This is a genomic window from Desulfobacter curvatus DSM 3379 (assembly GCF_000373985.1).
Classification (GTDB): Bacteria; Desulfobacterota; Desulfobacteria; order Desulfobacterales; family Desulfobacteraceae; genus Desulfobacter; species Desulfobacter curvatus.
This window is the reverse complement of sequence record NZ_KB893067.1, coordinates 16,394-35,056: the sequence shown is the minus strand read 5'-3', so window position 1 is coordinate 35,056 and position 18,663 is coordinate 16,394. Positions and strand designations below refer to the sequence as shown.

Sequence of the window (18,663 nt, the reverse complement as noted above, 5' to 3'; positions counted from 1 at the left end):
CTAAAGTTTTATCGCTGTTTGGGAAAATTTGAGCCATGATGACCCACGAGGATTTTTTAAAAATAGAAACGCAGTTTTATGCGTATACCCAACCCTTTGTCGACAGAGCCGAAGATCCCTACCCATTTGTACTTAAACGGGAGCACACTGTCCGGGTCTGCAGGGCCATGGAAATGCTTTGCGCATCCCTTGATCTTGACGGCTCGAAAACTTCCCGGGCCTGTGCGGCTGCTATGGTTCATGATATGGGCCGATTTCCCCAGTTTGCCGTCTTTCATACCTATTCCGATGCCCGTTCAAAAAATCATGCAGCCATAGGGTGCAAAGAAATCATGCGAAGCAAGATTCTTTCCCATTTATCCGTTACGGACAGGCAACTGATTTTACGGGCCGTGGCCCTGCATAACCGCCCCCGGCTTTCCAGAACGTATGGGCGTGATTTAAGCCTCCTGGCCCGGTTGCTCAGGGATGCGGATAAAATTGATATTTTTGGCGTGATGAAAGACCACTATTTGAATCCTGATTCAAGCCATGGTTTTATTACCCATGATCTGCCCAATGACGGGAAAATACCCGAAAGGGCTGCCCATGTACTTCTTGAAACCCGGCAGAACGATTTGAGTTATGTCAACACGCTCAATAATATGCGGGTTTTTCAAGCAGGGATGGTCTATGATTTGAATTTTCCTGCAGCCGCTGCCGCGATCCTGGATCTTGAAGTCATTCCTGTGCTGTTAGGCGGTATTCCCCCGTCCGATTTGATTATCCGGCTTGAGCAGGCGCTTTTGGATCATCTGAAATCTCTTGCCTCATCGAACCACGGAAAACACGGAAGGACGCTGAAATGAGCGTGATCCTTGATCAACTTCGACAGTCATCCGAAAATACAGATTAAATGCTTTATGTCATAATTTTCAGTATGTTCTGTGTCTTCCGGGGTTATAAGGGTGCGGCTATTTTCAGTTAAGGACGCCGGTTAGTTCCTCCTGGCTGAACCGGTAGGCGGAATTGCAGTGATGGCATCGAAGTTCCAATGGAAACGGACCGTTTGTCAGGATATCGGCGCGGTCTTCTTTGGGCAGGTTCTTAAGGTAGCCTGCCATCCGTTCCTTTGAACACCGGCAGTAAAATTCCACCCGGGAACTGTCCAGAAAACGCGGTGACAGGTCGGCAAAACCGTTCTCAATGATGGATTCCGGCATCTGATTTCGGGCAAAGCGGTGGCCTAAATCGTTGATTTCCCGGATCATGGTTTCGGCCCTGACTACATTGTCGGGTTGGGCACCCGGCAGTGTCTGCAGAAATATACCGCCTGCACCGGTAATGTTTTCATTGTCATCAAAGGCGATGCTCAGGCTGAAGCCGGAAGGAATTTGTTCCGAGGTCAAAAAGTATTCCGCCAGATCTTCGGCAATGGAGCCGTGGACCAGGGCGATTTGTCCGGTATAGGGTCGGTTTGTATCCTCTATGTATCGGGTCACCGACAAGAAACCCGCCCCGTAAAGGGTGGACAGCCATCTGATTTTTTCCGGATTTTTTACTGCAATGGGGTTGGCCTTTAAATATCCGCGAATTTCCCCGAATGCATTGGCCTCCACATCAAGCCCCTTTATGGGGCCGGAACATTGGATATTCATTGCAATCCGGTCCCGGCCTTTCAAGGGCGCGCTTATCAACGCTGCGGCAATGTACGCTTGCCCCAGAACCAGGGTTTCCAAAGGCCCCAGGTCATGGTTTGTCTGCATTTCTTTGATCATCCGGGTGGCATGTACCACCACCCCTTTGATTTGGTCATCCGCCATTATAAAGCGGTACAGCCGTTCTTTGGCCGAGGCTTGGAACTGGGCTTTTACATCATGGTCAAAGATATCTTTTTTTATCATTTTCTAATTCCCAAAAGTAATTATGCCGGGTTATTATAAGACCTGATTACTAAATGTAAACCTTTGCCAATCATCTCAAATAGTAGTAAGAGTTTTTCTATTAATGCGTTATCAACAAAAAAGGAGAAATGTATGAACAAGTATGGTGCAGAGTTTTTTGGAACATTCTGGTTGGTTCTCGGTGGCTGCGGCAGCGCTGTTTTATCGGCGGCTTTTCCAGACGTTGGTATTGGACTGCTTGGTGTCTCATTGGCATTTGGGCTTACCGTCCTTACCATGGCCTTTGCCATCGGACACATATCAGGCTGCCATTTGAATCCGGCGGTTTCGTTTGGGCTCTGGGCAGGCGGGCGTTTTCCGGCAAAAGAGCTGCTGCCCTACATTATTGCGCAGGTCCTGGGCGGTATAGCCGCGGGCGGAATTCTGTATCTGATTGCCAGTGGTAAGGCAGGGTTTGACGTTTCTGCGGGTTTTGCTTCAAACGGCTACGGTGACCATTCACCGGGTGGGTATAATCTGTCGGCGGCACTGATAACTGAAGTTGTGATGACCATGATGTTTCTTGTCGTTATTCTTGGTGCCACTGATGAACGCGCCCCACAAGGTTTGGCACCGATTGCGATAGGCCTGTGTTTAACGCTTATCCATTTAATCAGTATCCCGGTAACAAATACTTCCGTAAATCCTGCGCGCAGCACTGGTGTAGCCCTCTTTGTCGGTGACTGGGCGATTGCACAGCTTTGGCTTTTTTGGGTGGCTCCGATTATCGGCGGTATATTGGGCGCCGGAATCTATCGTTTTATCGGCAGTGAGAAATCCTAGTTATCGTTGCATCAGTTTAAGTCATTCCTGGCCTGGTCTAAACGTTTGTACTGAACCGCCTCAAGAACATGGGGCTTGCGTATATCAGGGGCGTCTGCCAGATCAGCAATGGTTCTGGCAAGTTTCAATATGGATGCATAGGCCCGGCCGGACAGGTTAAATTGTTTCATGGCCTGTTCAACCACCCTGCGACTTTGGGCATCTAGGGGGCAGAACCGTTGCAAAAGTTTTGGGCCCATGTCTGCATTGGAAAAACACGTTGTTCCGGCTTTTTTAAACCGACGAATCTGGATATCCCGGGCCTTTTCCACCCGTTTTCGGATGGATTTGGAAGTCTCCCGACGGCCGTCTGCCGTCATTTCCTTAAAGGATAACCGGGGTACCTCCACAAGGATGTCCATCCGGTCCATGAGGGGCCCTGAAATTTTGTTTTTGTACTGCTCAATTTTTGCAGGGGTGCAGGTGCATTCCCTGTCCGGATTGGTGAGATTGCCGCAGGGGCAGGGATTCATGGCCCCTGCCAGCATAAACCGGCATGGATAGGTGGCCTTGGCATTGGCCCGGGCCAGGGTGATGATACCCTCCTCTATGGGCTGGCGCAGAACTTCCAGCACACTGCGCCGGAATTCAGGCAACTCATCCAGAAACAATACACCGTTATGGGACAGCGTAATCTCTCCGGGTTTAGGTACTGTGCCGCCCCCCACCAGTCCGGCATCGGAAATGGAGTGGTGGGGGGATCTAAAAGGCCTGGCGCCCAGGGGCTGCCCCGGTTCCCGGGACACCCCGGCCACCGAATAGACTTTGGCGATTTCCATAGCCTCTTCAAAGGACGGTTCCGGCATGATCCCCGGCAGGCATTTTGCCATCAGGCTTTTCCCGGATCCCGCCGGACCGTTGAGCAGAATATGATGATGTCCTGCTGCCGCAACTTCCATGGCCCGTTTTACATGGGTCTGGCCCCGGACATGGGAAAAGTCGTTTTCCTGGTCAGCACCATCAATTTCCAGAAGCATTGAAAGATCCGGTGCCAAGGGCGCAAGATCAGCCTTTCCTGCCAGAAAATCCACCACCTGGGATAGATGGTCCGGGGCCAGGACGGCAATATCCTTAACCAGCGCTGCCTGGGCACCGTTCTCCTTGGGCAGGATAATGCCTTTGAAACCATTGTCACGGGCGGCCAGGGCAAAGGGCAGTGCTGCCTTGATCGGCCGCAGGTATCCGTCCAGGGATAGCTCCCCGGCAAACAGCCAGGATGCAGAGGATGATGCCTGGAATAAACCCTGGGCGCAAAGAATTCCCAATGCCACGGGCAGGTCCAGGCCTGTCCCCTCTTTTTTAAAGTCCGCGGGCGCCAGGTTCACCACCACTCTGTCCATGGGGAAGGTATAATCGGCATTCTGCAGGGCAGACCGGACCCTGTCCCGGCTTTCCCGGACTGCGGTCTCAGCTAATCCCACCATGTTGAATACCGGCAACCCCAGCGTGATGTCCACTTCAACATCCACAATAATGGCCTCAAATCCGTTTACTGCACAGGATTTCATTTTTGCTATCATAAAAAGGCCCTGTTTTAAAAATCTAAAAAAAGAGAAAAAAATGAAATTTAATCCACTGAAATTATATTAAATTATCAAAAAAGATTGGCAAATCTAATATTTTTCTCATTTGTTTTGCTTTGTATTTTCAAATCAGCTATATATACCACGTTTTATCATATTCAGACAATTTGGAACGGACAATGAACAGTTTTTATAATCAGCAAACCATCGCTGAAAAGGTGACCCTTTCGGGGACGGGCGTTCATTCGGGTAAAAAAACAAATCTGACCATACACCCGGCCGAGGAAAACCATGGGATTAAATTCCGGCGCCTTGATCTTCCCGGGACCCCCGATATCCCGGCGCTTTTCAAACTGGTGGTGGATACCAGCCTTGCCACAGTGATTGGGAACCATGGTGCTATTGTCTCCACAATTGAGCATTTGATGGCAAGTTTTGCAGGCCTTGGTATTGACAATGCCCTGGTGGAGGTGGACGATTATGAGATCCCGATTATGGACGGATCAGCCAGGGAATTTACCCGGGCAATATCCAAAGTGGGCCTGAAAGAGCAGGATAGGCCCAGGCACCTTTTTATCGTGAACCAACCCATAGAAATCACAGATGGAGAAAAATGGGTCCGGGTGGAACCGGAATCCTGTTTCAGGATATCCTGCTCCATTGAGTTTGATCATCCGCTCATCGGCCTGCAGGAAATTGTCTTTGACAGGGCAGAAAACAGCTTTGAAAAGGAAATATGCGGGGCTCGTACTTTTGGGTTTGTAAAAGATCTTGAGTTGTTGAAAAAATTCAGTCTTGGCAAAGGCGGAAGCCTTGACAATGCCATTGTGATTGACAATGATAAAATTTTGAATGAAGGGGGGCTGCGGTATCCGGATGAATTTGTCCGGCACAAGCTGCTGGACTGCCTTGGGGATTTTTCCCTTCTGGGGATGCCCATCCAGGGGCATATTATCACCCATAAATCCGGGCATCACCTGAACCATCTGTTTATAAAGAAATTTCTTGATGAAAAGCAGGCCTGGGAAACAGGTCCTGCAACGCGCTGACCAGAACTCAATGCCGATGATAATTAAAGGGGCCATTACAAAATTTTTATGTGCAGTTGTCTTTTTTATCACAGGCATCCTTTTTATTGTCCCGGACAGCGCCCTTGCCCATGACAGTGCGGTTCTTTCCGATATTAAACTGGCCAATACCCGGGATGATCTGTTTGCTTATTTCAAGGTGGAAAATGCCTTTAATGAAAAAAACACCCAGGCCGTTGAGAATGGCATTTCCACCTCGTTTACGTTCTATGTAACCTTATTTAAAACGTCAAGCAGTCTATTTGACAAGAAGATCACTGATATCAAAACCCAGGCAACAATAAAATACAATTCCATGAAAAAGGAATACACGGTTGTCTGCCAGTGGAAGGATGCACCCGCATTGACCACGAAATCCTTTGATGAGGCAAAGACCTGGATGACCGAAATTGATAACCTGAAGGTGGTGCCCCTTGACCAACTGGTAAAAGGGGATAAATACCAGATCCGGATCAAGGCTGAACTTGAAAAAGTCACGTTGCCCCTGGCATTGCACTATGTTTTCTTTTTTGTCTCTTACTGGGATTTTGAAACGGACTGGTATGTGATTAATTTCACCTATTAACGGCCACGGGCCGTCTTGAACGTCCGTCAGCATGCCTACAACAAACAATGAAACTAAAGACTCCAACAATACAGGCTAAAATGGGCGCCGCAGGCGCTTTGCCCTCTTGTTTCTATTCTCTATTTTCTTATAAAAGGCATCTATGACCCAGATACCACAGAACACAGGACAAAAACGATCCGGCCGAAAAAGAGAAGGCGTTGCCATTTTATGTCTGCTTCTGGCCGTTGGGGTGCTGACAGTGCTTGAAACCCGCGTCACGCCTTTTGGAACCGGACTGCCTCTGTCATCCACCGTGTTGATGTTTATTTTGATAAACATCAACCTGCTGTTGTTACTTACCCTTCTGCTATTGGTTTTCAGAAATCTTGCAAAACTCTATTATGAGCGAAAAAATAACATCCTGGGGTCCAAAATTAAAACCCGCCTGACCGTTGCGTTTGTTGTGCTGGCCCTTTTGCCTACCACTGTGCTCTTTTTCTTTTCCATTCAGTTTATTTCCACCTCCATTGCTTTCTGGTTCAATGCCCCTGTGGAGCAGACCCTGGATGCCTCTTTGGCCGTGGGGCAGACCCTGTATGATTATATTGAAGAGAAAAATGCTTTTTTTGCCAAAAGGGGGGCGTTTCAGATTCATTCCCGGGATCTGCTTAAGCCTGAAAATCAGGAGAAACTCAGCCGGTACACCCAAGTGATCCAGCGCGCCTTTAATCGCCATGCTGTAGAGATCTACACCCCGGGTGCCCAGCGGGTAAGCCTTTCTTTAGCCAGCGAGCTGGAGAACATGCATTTTGGTTTGCTGACTACCACGGAGTTAAGAGGAATACCGGATGGCCGCGCCAGTCATACCGTCTACCAGACCATGGATCAGGGTGAGTTTTTACGCACCGTATGCACAATCCCCTTTGACCTGGCGCCGAACAAGGCTGCCGGCTTTATTGTGATAACCACCCTGATGGCCCCGGACCTGTCTGATAATTTAAAATCCATTCTCAAAGGCGTGGAGGAGTACCACCAGCTCAAACTGACAAAGAGGCCAGCCCAGATTTCTTATTATATTGCTTTGTCTATTGTGGCGTTTCTTGTCGTGTTTTGTGCGGTGTGGTTTGGATTCCAGATTGCCAAGTCCATCACCATTCCCATTATGAAATTTGCCGAGGGCACCCAGCGGATCATAGACGGTGACATGGCGTATCAGATTGATTTTAAGACCGACGATGAGATCGGTACCCTGATTAAAAGCTTTAACTCCATGACCCGCCAATTGGCTGGCGGCCGCCGGCAGATTGCCCTGTCCGAAAGCATGCTCAAACAGCAAAATGTCGAGTTGGAAAAAAGCCGCCAGTACATTGAGATCGTTTTGAAAAACATCTCCGCCGGTGTTGTTTCCATGGACAATGAGGGAACCATCACTACCATGAACAAAGCTGCCGAGTCCATGCTGGATGTGAACAGTCATGATATTCTTAATAAAAATTTCAGGAAAATCCTGACGGGAGAATACCTGGCTTTGGCTGATAAGATATTTGAACAGGCAGAGGAGGGGGGCACCCATGTCAAGATTCCGGTCTCTGCCTCCGTGGCCGGCGTACCCAAGCATTTTTCCTTGAATTATACCGCGCTCAAGGACGATACCGGCCAAAATATAGGGGCTGTACTGGTGTTTGATGATGTGACGGAACTTGAAAAAGCCCAGCGGCTTGTGGCCTGGCGGGAGGTGGCCCGGCGCATTGCCCATGAGGTGAAAAATCCGTTAACTCCCATCAAGCTGTCTGCCCAGCGGCTTAAACGCAAATACGGTAAAACCATTAATGATGAGGTCTTCACCGGATGTGCCGACACCATTGTGGAACATGTTGATCTGATTCGGAACCTGGTTAATCAGTTTTCCACCTTTGCCAAATTTCCGGATACCAATTTTGCTTCGGCCCGTATTGAAAACATTATTTTTGAAACCGTTGCCCTGTATAAGGAAGGCTTGGAGCAAGTGGATATCCAGACCCGGTTCAAGGACAATATTCCTACCTTGAAACTGGATCATCAGCATATGAAGCAGGCCTTTATTAACCTTATCGATAATGCGGTTTACGCCATAAACAAAAAAGGCACCATTGTGATTGATCTCTCCTATGACCCAATTCTTAAAATCGTACGTATTGAAATAGCAGACGATGGAAAGGGGATTTCAGATAAGGAGAAAACCAAATTGTTTGAACCCTATTTTTCCACCAAGAAAACGGGCATGGGACTTGGGCTTGCCATTGTAAACTCCATTATTTCAGATCATAACGGCGTGATCCGGGTCCAGGACAATCAGCCCAATGGCGCCAAGTTTATCATTGAACTGCCTGCCGAGGGGCTCTAATGCCAAAAATTGTACCCGGCAGCTTTAAATATAGAAAGGATTTTTGACTATGTACCCGGCAATCCTGATTGTTGATGACGAATCCTCCATTATTGATTCACTGGACGGGATTCTTTCCGATGACGGATTCGAAGTGATTCATGCATTTAACGGATACGAAGCCCTTAAAAAAATTGACTCCCATTCCCCGGACATTGTGCTGCTTGACATCTGGATGCCCGGCATGGACGGTATTGACACTCTAAAGGAGATTAAACAGCATCACCCCACTTTGCCGGTGGTCATGATCACCGGTCACGGTTCCATTGAATCCGCCGTAGATGCCACGAAATCCGGTGCCTTTGATTTTCTGGAAAAGCCGTTATCCATTGACAAGGTGATACTTACCATCAACAATGCCCTGAATTTCAGAAAACTTGAGGAAGAGAACCGGTACCTTCGAAAAAAGGCCATTGAAAAAAATTCCATTACCGGCACAAGTCCGGCAGTTCAGAAGCTTTACGGCGAAATTATGGCCGCAGCGCCCACAGATACTTCCATTTTGATTACGGGTGAAAACGGTACGGGCAAGGAGATGGTGGCCCGCACCATTCACCAGTTCAGTAAACGTCCCGAAGGTCCTTTTATTATTATTAACTGCGCGGCTATACCCGAAGAACATTTGGAATCCGAACTGTTCGGCCATGAGAAAGGGGCCTTTGAAGGGGCCACAGCAAAAAACAGAGGCAAGTTTGAACTGGCCGGCGGCGGAACTTTGTTTCTGGATGAAATAGGGGATATGAACATCAGTACCCAGGCCAAAATGCTGCGGGCCCTGGAATCCAAAACCTTCCAACGCATCGGTTCCAGCCGGACCCTGCACATGGATGTGCGCGTGATCACTTCATCCAACAAAGATCTTGAAACGGAAATCAAGGAAGGCCGGTTCAGGGAAGACCTGTTTTTCAGGCTCAATGTCATACCCATCCATGTTCCGGCCTTGAGGGAACGGATCGACGATATCCCCATCCTGGTTGATTTTTTTTTAAATCACCTGGCTGAAAAATCATCTGCACCTAAAAAAACGTTGTCCAAAGAGGCCCTTGAGATTTTAAAACAATGGCATTGGAAGGGAAATGTCCGGGAACTTAAAAATTTGATGGAACGCTTATCCATTATGGTTGAAGGTGACGTGATTGGGAAAAATGATATCCCTGCACCCTACAATCCCGATATTAAAACAGTCCCCGAACCGGGTGACGTGCGTAATCGGATTTTTAACATGGAAAAACTGGACCGGGCAAAAGCCGCCTTTGAATCGGAATTCATCCGTTTTAAGGTGGATAAGATGAACGGGGATCTTCAGGCAGCGGCCAAACAGATGGGAGAAAGCCTGAACTTTGTCAAAAAAAGAATATCGGAAAGCTGATGCGTATTATCAGTGGTGCCTGCCGGGGCAGAAAACTGGTTCAGATTCAGGGAAGGGATATCCGGCCCACCTCGGACCGGGTCAGGGAGGCATTGTTCAATATTCTTGGTCCCGATATTCGAGAAAAAAGGGTGCTCGACATGTTTGCCGGTACCGGGGCACTTGGGCTTGAAGCGTTGAGCCGTGGGGCGCAATCTGCCGTATTTTTGGATGCGGCCCGGTCTTCATGCAATGTGATCAAACGCAACGTTGAACTATGCCGGATGGCCGATCATGCCCGGATTATCCGTCATGATCTTATCAACGCGTCTCTGCCGGTATTCCATCAGCTCTTTGATCTGATTTTCATGGATCCGCCTTATAATAAGGGGTATCCCGAACAGGTGATTAAAACCCCCGGTTTTTTTGAACTCCTGGCCCCCGGGGCAATTATCATTGTGGAACAGTCTGCCAAAGAAAGCTTGAACTATCCTGTAAACAGCCTTGACAAATACCTGGAAAAAAAATACTCAAGGACAACTCTTACATTTTTGCGGAAATCCGCCACAGACGACAAGGATGCGTATGATTACCCGAAAACGGACAATAGCCATTTACCCCGGTTCCTTTGATCCCCTCACAAACGGGCATCTTGACGTCATCAGGCGCGCCCAGGAAATTTTTGACCATGTGATCGTGGGAGTGCTGTATAATTCGTCTAAAAGAACGCCTTTGTTCTCTCCCGAAGAGCGCATCTCCATAATCAAGGAATGTTTTGAGGACCCATCGGTCGAGCTGGATTCCGCAAGGGTTGAGGTAGAGACCTTTGATGGGCTCCTTGTTGAGTATGCCCGTATGAAAAATGCTGTGGCCATTATCCGGGGGATGCGGGCATTGTCTGATTTTGAAAGTGAATTTCAGATGGCGCTGATGAACCGAAAACTGAATAGGGAGGTCCAGTCGGTCTTTCTTATGACTGGATCGCGCTGGATTTTTACCTCATCGTCCATCATTAAGGAGGTCGCCCGGTATGGCGGGGACATCTCCGATATGGTTCCCAAACCCGTGGAGCGTCGGGTAAAAGAGAAATTCGATACGCTCGTGAAAAGTAAAAAATGGCAAAATTATTATAAATAGCGGCCATGGGGCGACCTGGTCTATCAACACCCAGGCATAGCCCACAACAAAGCTTGAAAGATCTGAGTAACTTACCCAGACTTTCTTATAAACGGTCACGGACCGTCCTTGGTCTTTGACCGTGGTTCGGCCCACAACGAATATTGAAACATCTCTGTGGCTTGCAGAGAGTTTCTTATAAAGATATAAATGGGTTAAATCAGAAACTCAACCCAATTCATAGTTTGTGCGCAATTGTCAAATTTGTATAGACAGTAATCTTAAATGACCATTAAGTAAAAGGATTTATCAACGTGGATTTGTGGCAGCTTCATATCTTTGTTTCTGTGGTTGAGCAGAAAAGTTTTTCCAGAGCGTCAGAACAGATTCATCTATCCCAGCCCACAGTGTCCACCCATATCAAGGAGCTGGAGGCACATTTTCAATGTCGCCTGCTGGACAGGCTGGGCAAGGTGACCGAGCCGACCCGGGCCGGCTCGATCCTCTATGACTATGCCAAACGAATGCTGGCGCTGAAGCAGGAAACCCAATCCGCCATGCTTGATTTTTTAGGGCATACAAAAGGCCAGCTGATCATCGGAGGATCAACCATTCCCGCCGGATATATCCTCCCCAGGATGATGGGGGCATTCAAAATCGCTTTTCCGGATGTATCCATCCAAATGACGGTCGGGGATACCGGCCAGATTTCTCGAGCTGTCAAAGACGGTGAATTGGAACTGGGTGTGGTGGGTGCAAAAATCAGTGATCCCGAGATTGTTCAGGAAAAACTGGTGGAAGATGAAATGAAGCTTGTCGTGCCCTCCGGACATGAATGGGCGGACAGGGAAAGTGTCACCTGCAAGGATTTGCTGTCCCAGCCGGTTATCGCCAGGGAACAGGGGTCAGGTACCTGGAAAACCGTTATCGCCAGCATGGAGAAGGCGGGGGTTGACATATCCCGGCTTGAGCCTGCTGTTACCATGGGAAATTCCGTTTCAGTTATTCAGGGGATTCTTAATAATGTGGGTATTTCCATTCTTTCCACCATTGCGGTGACCGAGGAATTGGCCAGGGGGCGGCTGCATGCCCTGAGTGTTGAAGACCTTGACCTGTCCAGGCATTTTTATTTGACCTTGTCCCGGAAGAGAACCCGATCTCCGATATGTGAAAAATTTATTCACTTCTTAAAGGATCAGGTTTTGGCTTGAAACGTTTATCATTCGGTGACAAACAGATTGAGCGCATCAATTAATTCGGGGTCCTGTTCATTCATTATTCCGATCACACTTTTATGAATCCGCTTTTTCAGTTCCCGGAAAATACCGCGTTTTTTGTCGAACCCTGCGGCAAATGCCATGGACTCTTTCATCAGATCTTCCCGGTTTTCACAGGCTTTGACAATCACATCGGCGTGTTCAAGATCCACTGCGGTCATCCGGCGACCGGACAGCAGCATATGGTTGAACATGTATTCGGGTATCGCCTTGCGCACCAAAGCGATCATGCCGGGCAGCAAAGGAATGCCGAGATTCACTTCGGGAAAACAAAAGAACCCTTTGTCTTTTCTCATGAACCTGAAATCGCAGGCACAGCTTAAAATGGCGCCATTGCCAAAGGCATGGCCGTTGACGGCAGCGATTACAGGTACGGGGAAAAGCAGCAGTCGCTTGAACACATCGTTCATTCCATACATGAAGTCAATGACGTCCTGCCTTTGGTTCCCGCTTAATTTTTTACCGACCCACTCCACATCAACACCCTGGGAAAAATTTTTGTCATCCAGGGCAGTAAGGATCACGGATTTGACTTGTGCATCTGCTTCGACCTGGCCCAGGCATCGGTTAAAATCCTGTGCAAAAATTTTGTTCATCCTGTTGGCAGCGTTACACATTGAAACGATTGCCACCCCATTTTGTTTTTTCCATTCAACAACGGCCAATACACGCTCCTGTGAATTAAAAATATAATTGAAAAATATTTAGAAACGAAAACATTGTTTATGGAACATAAATTAAATGATTTCATATTTCAAGGGGCTAAAACTTCATTGACAAGCCAATGGATTTCTGACAAGCTTTCCGAATACCGTATATTTCGGCGCAAAATCTTTATGCCAAGGAAGACGCCATGATTTTAGGATTAGATGTCGGAGGCACACATACAGACGTTGTTTTTCTCAGCCAGAAAGGTGTTCAAAAACATGTAAAAGTGCCCACCCAGCCGGACAATTTGTTTAAAAGTGTTCTTTCAGGTTTTACTTTAATTCTTGAGGACGTCGATCCCAAATGCATTGAGCGGGTTGTCATCTCCACCACCCTGACCACCAACGCCATTGTTCAGCAGACCGTAACACCGGTGGGCATGATCGTTTCAGCCGGGCCGGGTGTAGATCCGGAAAATTTCAGGACCGGGGATGACTATTATGCCGTGGGGGGGTCCATCAACCACCGTGGCCGGGAAATAAAACCGATCAATGAGATGGAAATTCAGATTGTGGGCGAAAAGCTCAAACAGGCGGGCATTGAGTATGTAGGGGTTGTCAGTAAATTCTGTGTTAGAAATCCTTCCCATGAAATTTTGATCAAACGGATATTAAACAAGCAGTTTAAACAGATTTTTCTGGGGCACCATGTCTCCGGTAATTTGAATTTTCCCCGGCGTATCGCCACCACTTATATGAATGCGGCCGTATACCCCCTGCATAAAGAATTTTTCCAGGCCGTTGAGCAATCCCTTGAGGAAATGGGGCTTACCGTACCCATTCAAATCCTTAAAGCGGATGGCGGCACCATGACATTGGAAGCATCAATGGATTTCCCGGCCCAGACGGTTTTATCTGGGCCTGCAGCCAGTATCATGGGGGCCATTCCCTATGCCCCTGAAGGCCAGGATGCCGTTGTACTTGACATCGGCGGTACCACCACGGATATTGCCTTTTTGGTGGATAGAACTCCGTTGCTTGAGCCCGTGGGAATCCAGCGCGGGGGATATAAAAGTCTGATTCGGTCTTTGCGAACGGTTTCCAAAGGTATTGGTGGAGACTCGGCCTTAAGGGTCAATGACAAAGGCATGCTTACTGTGGGACCCGACCGTGTGGGACCGGCCATGGCCTTTGGCGGACCAATACCCACGCCCACGGATGCCCTGGTGGTTTTAGGGCTCATGGAAGCGGGGGATCAGGACCGTGCCCGGCAGGGTATAAAGTCCATTGCCGATGAGCTGGGAACGGACGAGAAAGACGCTGCGGAACATATATTTAAAATTTGCTGCAATATCATTTTGAAAAAAACCTTTGAGATGATTGATGCGTTGAATGCCAAGCCCGTTTATACGGTTCATGATTTCCTAGAAGGGTATAAATTTAGTCCGGACACGATCCTTCTCATGGGTGGACCGGCCAGATTTTTTGCCGAGAAAATCCAGGAGATGTATCAGCTTGAGACCATAGCGGTCCCCTATGCGTCGGTGGCAAACGCCATTGGCGCAGCCCTTGCCAGGACCACCTGTGAGGTCACGGTGAATGCCGACACGGAACAGGGCGTTGTCACCGCCCATGAGGAGGATTTTGCTGAGCCTGTTTCCAAATCCTTTTCTAAAGATGATCTGGTGGAGACCGCTTACAGCCTGTTAAAGGACAAAGCGGAAAATGCAGGGGCTGATCCCGATAATCTCAACGAAGTGGAAGTGGTGGAGTTCCAGGAATTTAATATTGTGCGCAACTTTTCTCCCAAGGGAAAAATATTTCGGACTAAAATTCAGCTTAAACCCGGCCTGATACATGGGTATGAATCAATGCTTAACCGGCAGGCGCTGGAAAATTAAAGGGGATACCATGTTAAACGCACCTCATAAAACAGGGCTGGTCTTTTTTCCTGCATTTGATTGGGCCATTGACCCTACCCACCCTGAAAGGGAAGAGCGGCTTTTATATACCCAGGACCAGGTCACTGAAGAAGGGATTTTTGATGTACCCGAAATCATAGAGTACAAACCTGAACTCGTAACCCCGCAAGATTTACAAAGAGCCCATTTCTGTGTTCCTGATGAACAGACCGTTACAACCGAATCCCATCTGATCTCTGCGGGTGGTGCTAAGGCCATTGCCAATGCCGTTATGTTAAAAGAGGTCAAAAACGGCTTTGCCCTGGTCAGACCTCCGGGACATCATGCCATGCGGGTGACCCACGGAGGCCGGGGATTCTGCCATATCAATATTGAAGCGGTCATGGTGGAATATATTCGTTCCCAGTATGGCGTCAAGCGTATTGCCGTCATTGATACGGACTGCCACCACGGGGACGGTACCAATGATATTTTCTGGCATGACCCTGATGTGCTGTTTATCTCGTTGCACCAGGACGGGCGGACCATGTATCCGGGTACAGGCTTTCCCAGTGAACTGGGTGGTCCCAATGCCAAGGGGTCCAATTTGAATATTCCACTTCCCCCGGGTACGTCCACCAAAGGGTATCTCTATGTTATTGAAAATTGTGTGCTGCCGGTAATCGAGGAGTTCAAACCGGATCTCGTGGTCAATTCCGCTGGCCAGGACAACCACTACACAGACCCTTTGACCAATATGAATTTTTCTGCCCAGGGGTATGCGCGTATGACTTCCATGCTTAAACCGGACATTGCGGTGCTTGAAGGGGGGTATGCCATTGAAGGAGCCCTGCCTTATGTCAATCTGGGCATTATCCTTGCCATGGCAGGTATCGACTATTCCGGCGTGGTGGAACCTAATTATGATCCGGAAAGGCTTAAGCAGTCGGTGAGTACCACGGATAAAATCAAACAGACCTGCGACCAGATCATGCGCTACTGGGGCCAGCGGTATGAAATGAGAGAAGCTGCCGGCGAACCCGGGCAGATTATGACCCGCCACCGGGAAGTCTTTTATGACACGGACAATATTTTTGAGCGCCAGAAAGAAAAAATCCGGGTATGCAGGGATTGCGGGGGCAGTTTTGAGGTGGATTCCGATGCCACACCGGGAAATCATATTTTGGGCGTTCATATCCCCATCAATGCCTGCAAAGCATGCCGGGAGCAGGGTTATGAATTTTATGACCAGGCCGATAAAACCAAATACCGGCGCATCTATCTCCAGGATCGGACAAAGGATCTGTACGAGGTCAAGCAGTAGCAGCCTGTCAAAAAGTAAAAAAGATGAATAGTTCCAACTTATTGGATAATTTAAAAAAAAGATCCCTTGTCATGGAATTGACAAGGGATTTTTTTCATTCCATGGACTTTATCGAGGTGGAAACCCCGCTTCGGTGCCCATCAATCATTCCCGAAGCCCATATTGATCCGGTGACATCCCAGGGGGCATATCTTCAGGCCTCACCGGAGCTGTGTATGAAACGGCTTTTGGCCCGGGGCGCAGATAAAATTTTTCAGATCTGCAAATGTTTCCGCTTAGGAGAGCGCGGGCAGCGTCATTTGCCTGAACTGACACTGCTTGAGTGGTATGCCGTCCGTCAGACCTATGAAGATCTCATGGATCAGTGCCAGGGGCTTTTGCGCCATATCGCACAAGGTCTGGGCTCACCGGGGCACCTGGTCTATCAGGGTGCCTCCCTGGACCTGGCAGATGCCTTTGATCGGCTGACGGTTGCCGAGGCGTTTGAGCGATTTTCCGATCTTTCTTTGAATCAGGCCATTGATACCGGACAGTTTGATGAGATTATCAGTTTTGACATTGAACCCCATTTAGGCGCATCCCGTCCCTGTTTCCTTTATGATTACCCCATATCCATGGCAAGTCTTTCTGCGGTTCATCCTGAAAAACCGGATACTGCCCAAAGATTTGAGATGTATGTCGCAGGCATTGAACTAGCCAACGGATTCACGGAACTGACCGACCATAAACTTCAGAGGAAACGGTTTGAAATGGAAAATGAGCTGCGCATCCGTCGGGGTAAGGCAAAACTGCCCCTGCCTGAAAAGTTTTTATCCGACCTTGCCTTAATGCCGCCCGCTGCGGGCATTGCCCTTGGCATGGACCGTCTGGTAATGCTCTTCTGCGATGCCCCGGATATTGAACAGGTTGTTGCTTTCCCTCCCGAGTTGCTTTAAGGACGATACTATTTTTTATACTCTGGAGTTCGTTTAACGACTGATTTTTTGCACGGGCAATTTTTGCAGTTTCCGGTGCATTTCCGGCAACCCTGATGAAGGCTGCCGTTTTCTATGGGGCATCCCTCAGGGGCAATCCGGTTGGCCATATCACCGCTGAAATAGATGCATTTTCTGCATATTTTAGGCAGCTTAGAAGCCAAAATCGCTCTGCCGAAAGGATAAACCTTTGAGATATCTTTGGTTTCAACATAAATACTATTATTCGCATCGTAAATCCTATTTCCAATTTCATGGATCAGGGCAAAAGCGGAAGCCCCGTCAAAGATTCCTTTCATATCGATATGAATAGTTTTATCCTGTTTATGGGTTTCCATGGTAAAATTATTCTCCATTTTTTTTCCTTCCATTATGTTTGCAGTAAGCCTTGTCTTTTCCTTGCCGGCAACATAAGTAATCGGTGGGGCTTTCATCTTTAATTCGTTGAATTAATAAGTTGTTAAAATATATATATGGTTGTATATAACAGCATAAGTTAGGCACGGCTAAATTAATAAATAAGAATATTGATTATGTCAAGCATTATTTTTTAGTTGTATCAAACTTATTGTTGTTGTATACAGAATCAATGGTGTTACAAAACCGTTCCAATGACGGATTTTGACTGAAACACACCCTATATGAATTAAGGAAGAACAGTTTATGACCGCTTCTATTCAGATGAGATCCGATTTTATCTATCCGGTTTCCGGGCAGTTGGGCGAATTAATTTTTGAGATTAAAGGGGCGGAAGACATGGCTTTTTTACCGGAAATTATACCGGTTGCCCCCGGGCTTTACCTGAGTATCATGACAGGCCCTGCCAATGACTATCCCCGTATCGATTTCAGGGTGGGCAACGCCCCTGTTACCTTCTGCCTGACACTTTCAGGCCGCTTTTCAAGTATATTTTCAAGCCCGGGCGGTTTTAAGGAAAAAAATCAACATATCGGACCCAACACCAATACCATTGGCTCTCTTAAGGGGGCATGGGGTAGAATGGTCGTTGACCCCTCACTTCCGGTCACCTGTGTGGAACTGCTTATTGACCCCCGCCTTTTACACAGCTATCTTCCGGACCATCTCATTGCTGATGTTGGAGGGGAAAAGCAGATCCGTCTCTTCCGTGGGCAGGAATTTTTATCTTATCCCCTGGATCCGGAATTAAGAAAAACAGCCCTGGAAGTCCTGAATCCACCGCCGCTTATGGGGGCGGCCCTTGAGTTGTTTTACCAGAGCCGGGCTATGATACTTCTGTCCCGCCAGGTGGAACTGTTTTGCCAAAATGCGCGAAAGGCTGCAGGACCGCCTTTAAAATCTGAAATCAGAGATCAGCTGGCGCACGCAAAGTCCATTTTAACGACGGATTTTTTGGATCCGCCCACTATCCCGGTGCTGGCCAGGCGTTGCGGCCTCAACGAATTTACTTTGAAAAAAGAGTTTAAAAGAACTTTTAATACCACCATTTTCACCTTTGTTCAAAAACTGAAAATGGAACAGGCTTGGGCCCTGATCAGAGAAAAAAACCACTCTGTGTCTGAAGCTGCCAATGCAGTTGGATACATCAATGTCAGCCACTTTTCAAAGGCTTTTAAAAAACAGTTCAGTATTAATCCCGGAATCCTTAAAAAAGACGGAAATCCGGACTGCCCGGCCCATGGCTGTAATTTTAAAATATAAATTGTATTAAGGAGAAAAAGTTGTTCAAACGGTGTCGCATCCTTGCCCCGGCAGCCGGATAGATAAGGCGTT

The 18,663-nt window shown here is 47.9% G+C and carries 17 protein-coding genes; 13 read left to right on the top strand and 4 right to left on the bottom strand.

Going from position 1 to position 18,663, the window contains the following annotated elements; genetic code table 11:
* The first annotated feature begins 35 nt into the window (after positions 1-35).
* Positions 36-848, top strand: coding sequence for an HD domain-containing protein (locus B147_RS0115250; RefSeq protein ID WP_020588066.1), 813 nt, complete (start codon positions 36-38; stop codon positions 846-848).
* A gap of 111 nt (positions 849-959) precedes the next feature.
* Here the strand turns inward: B147_RS0115250 and B147_RS0115245 are convergent, their stop codons facing one another.
* Positions 960-1,883, bottom strand: a complete 924-nt coding sequence (locus tag B147_RS0115245) for an Hsp33 family molecular chaperone HslO (RefSeq protein WP_020588065.1) — start codon at positions 1,881-1,883, stop codon at positions 960-962.
* Between the two features lie 63 nt (positions 1,884-1,946).
* Between B147_RS0115245 and aqpZ the strand changes: the two genes are divergently transcribed.
* Complete coding sequence (aqpZ, locus tag B147_RS0115240; RefSeq protein ID WP_281167890.1) at positions 1,947-2,705, top strand: aquaporin Z; 759 nt, start codon at positions 1,947-1,949, stop codon at positions 2,703-2,705.
* Between the two features lie 11 nt (positions 2,706-2,716).
* On the opposite strand, the gene B147_RS0115235 is transcribed toward aqpZ, so the two are convergent.
* On the bottom strand, positions 2,717-4,264 hold the full coding sequence (locus B147_RS0115235) for a YifB family Mg chelatase-like AAA ATPase (protein ID WP_020588063.1): 1,548 nt from the start codon (positions 4,262-4,264) through the stop codon (positions 2,717-2,719).
* A gap of 182 nt (positions 4,265-4,446) precedes the next feature.
* On the opposite strand from B147_RS0115235, the gene lpxC reads away from it, so the two are divergent.
* The 7 genes from lpxC (at position 4,447) to B147_RS0115200 (ending at position 11,999) form a co-directional block, all read left to right on the top strand.
* Positions 4,447-5,316, top strand: a complete 870-nt coding sequence (lpxC, locus tag B147_RS0115230) for a UDP-3-O-acyl-N-acetylglucosamine deacetylase (protein WP_020588062.1) — start codon at positions 4,447-4,449, stop codon at positions 5,314-5,316.
* The gene (locus B147_RS0115225) at positions 5,276-5,920 is read left to right on the top strand and encodes a DUF4390 domain-containing protein (protein ID WP_020588061.1); all 645 of its coding nucleotides are present in this window, start codon (positions 5,276-5,278) and stop codon (positions 5,918-5,920) included. The genes lpxC and B147_RS0115225 overlap by 41 nt, the downstream gene beginning before the upstream one ends.
* Positions 5,921-6,062: 142 nt before the next feature.
* Positions 6,063-8,285 (top strand): ATP-binding protein, encoded by a 2,223-nt coding sequence (locus tag B147_RS0115220; RefSeq protein WP_020588060.1) that lies wholly within the window; start codon positions 6,063-6,065, stop codon positions 8,283-8,285.
* 49 nt (positions 8,286-8,334) lie between these two features.
* A complete protein-coding gene (locus tag B147_RS0115215; protein WP_020588059.1) occupies positions 8,335-9,693 on the top strand; it encodes a sigma-54-dependent transcriptional regulator in 1,359 nt (452 codons plus the stop codon).
* Positions 9,693-10,304: a 16S rRNA (guanine(966)-N(2))-methyltransferase RsmD gene (rsmD, locus tag B147_RS0115210; protein ID WP_020588058.1), complete on the top strand. Its 612-nt coding sequence runs from the start codon at positions 9,693-9,695 to the stop codon at positions 10,302-10,304. The genes B147_RS0115215 and rsmD overlap by 1 nt, the downstream gene beginning before the upstream one ends.
* A complete protein-coding gene (gene coaD, locus B147_RS0115205) occupies positions 10,258-10,809 on the top strand; it encodes a pantetheine-phosphate adenylyltransferase (protein WP_020588057.1) in 552 nt (183 codons plus the stop codon). The genes rsmD and coaD overlap by 47 nt, the downstream gene beginning before the upstream one ends.
* Positions 10,810-11,102: 293 nt before the next feature.
* Positions 11,103-11,999: a selenium metabolism-associated LysR family transcriptional regulator gene (locus B147_RS0115200; protein WP_020588056.1), complete on the top strand. Its 897-nt coding sequence runs from the start codon at positions 11,103-11,105 to the stop codon at positions 11,997-11,999.
* Between the two features lie 8 nt (positions 12,000-12,007).
* Here B147_RS0115200 and B147_RS0115195 read toward each other — a convergent pair whose 3' ends face one another.
* Positions 12,008-12,730, bottom strand: coding sequence for an enoyl-CoA hydratase/isomerase family protein (locus B147_RS0115195; protein ID WP_020588055.1), 723 nt, complete (start codon positions 12,728-12,730; stop codon positions 12,008-12,010).
* A 188-nt stretch (positions 12,731-12,918) separates the two neighbouring features.
* Here B147_RS0115195 and B147_RS0115190 point away from each other — a divergent pair, with 188 nt between their 5' ends.
* From B147_RS0115190 to epmA, 3 genes are read left to right on the top strand one after another with little or no spacing between them, the layout of a single operon-like run.
* Positions 12,919-14,613, top strand: a complete 1,695-nt coding sequence (locus tag B147_RS0115190) for a hydantoinase/oxoprolinase family protein (RefSeq protein WP_020588054.1) — start codon at positions 12,919-12,921, stop codon at positions 14,611-14,613.
* 10 nt (positions 14,614-14,623) lie between these two features.
* Complete coding sequence (locus tag B147_RS0115185) at positions 14,624-15,937, top strand: histone deacetylase family protein (RefSeq protein WP_020588053.1); 1,314 nt, start codon at positions 14,624-14,626, stop codon at positions 15,935-15,937.
* A 23-nt stretch (positions 15,938-15,960) separates the two neighbouring features.
* Positions 15,961-16,872, top strand: a complete 912-nt coding sequence (gene epmA, locus B147_RS0115180; RefSeq protein WP_020588052.1) for an EF-P lysine aminoacylase EpmA — start codon at positions 15,961-15,963, stop codon at positions 16,870-16,872.
* 8 nt (positions 16,873-16,880) lie between these two features.
* On the opposite strand, the gene B147_RS0115175 is transcribed toward epmA, so the two are convergent.
* Positions 16,881-17,267 carry a hypothetical protein gene (locus B147_RS0115175; RefSeq protein ID WP_157237906.1) on the bottom strand — a complete coding sequence of 129 codons (387 nt, stop codon included), beginning with the start codon at positions 17,265-17,267 and terminating at the stop codon, positions 16,881-16,883.
* Positions 17,268-17,574: 307 nt separating this feature from the next.
* Here B147_RS0115175 and B147_RS0115170 point away from each other — a divergent pair, with 307 nt between their 5' ends.
* Positions 17,575-18,591, top strand: coding sequence for a helix-turn-helix transcriptional regulator (locus tag B147_RS0115170; RefSeq protein ID WP_020588050.1), 1,017 nt, complete (start codon positions 17,575-17,577; stop codon positions 18,589-18,591).
* Positions 18,592-18,663 lie beyond the last annotated feature (72 nt).

Coding starts and splice junctions, on each gene's coding strand:
- B147_RS0115250 (WP_020588066.1), top strand. CDS start 36: ATGATGACCCACGAGGATTTTTTAAAAATAGAAACGCAGTTTTATGCG.
- lpxC (WP_020588062.1), top strand. CDS start 4,447: ATGAACAGTTTTTATAATCAGCAAACCATCGCTGAAAAGGTGACCCTT.
- B147_RS0115220 (WP_020588060.1), top strand. CDS start 6,063: ATGACCCAGATACCACAGAACACAGGACAAAAACGATCCGGCCGAAAA.
- B147_RS0115235 (WP_020588063.1), bottom strand. CDS start 4,264: ATGATAGCAAAAATGAAATCCTGTGCAGTAAACGGATTTGAGGCCATT.
- B147_RS0115245 (WP_020588065.1), bottom strand. CDS start 1,883: ATGATAAAAAAAGATATCTTTGACCATGATGTAAAAGCCCAGTTCCAA.
- B147_RS0115170 (WP_020588050.1), top strand. CDS start 17,575: ATGACCGCTTCTATTCAGATGAGATCCGATTTTATCTATCCGGTTTCC.
- B147_RS0115190 (WP_020588054.1), top strand. CDS start 12,919: ATGATTTTAGGATTAGATGTCGGAGGCACACATACAGACGTTGTTTTT.
- B147_RS0115175 (WP_157237906.1), bottom strand. CDS start 17,267: ATGGAGAATAATTTTACCATGGAAACCCATAAACAGGATAAAACTATT.
- coaD (WP_020588057.1), top strand. CDS start 10,258: ATGATTACCCGAAAACGGACAATAGCCATTTACCCCGGTTCCTTTGAT.
- B147_RS0115225 (WP_020588061.1), top strand. CDS start 5,276: ATGAAAAGCAGGCCTGGGAAACAGGTCCTGCAACGCGCTGACCAGAAC.
- rsmD (WP_020588058.1), top strand. CDS start 9,693: ATGCGTATTATCAGTGGTGCCTGCCGGGGCAGAAAACTGGTTCAGATT.
- B147_RS0115185 (WP_020588053.1), top strand. CDS start 14,624: ATGTTAAACGCACCTCATAAAACAGGGCTGGTCTTTTTTCCTGCATTT.
- epmA (WP_020588052.1), top strand. CDS start 15,961: ATGAATAGTTCCAACTTATTGGATAATTTAAAAAAAAGATCCCTTGTC.
- B147_RS0115215 (WP_020588059.1), top strand. CDS start 8,335: ATGTACCCGGCAATCCTGATTGTTGATGACGAATCCTCCATTATTGAT.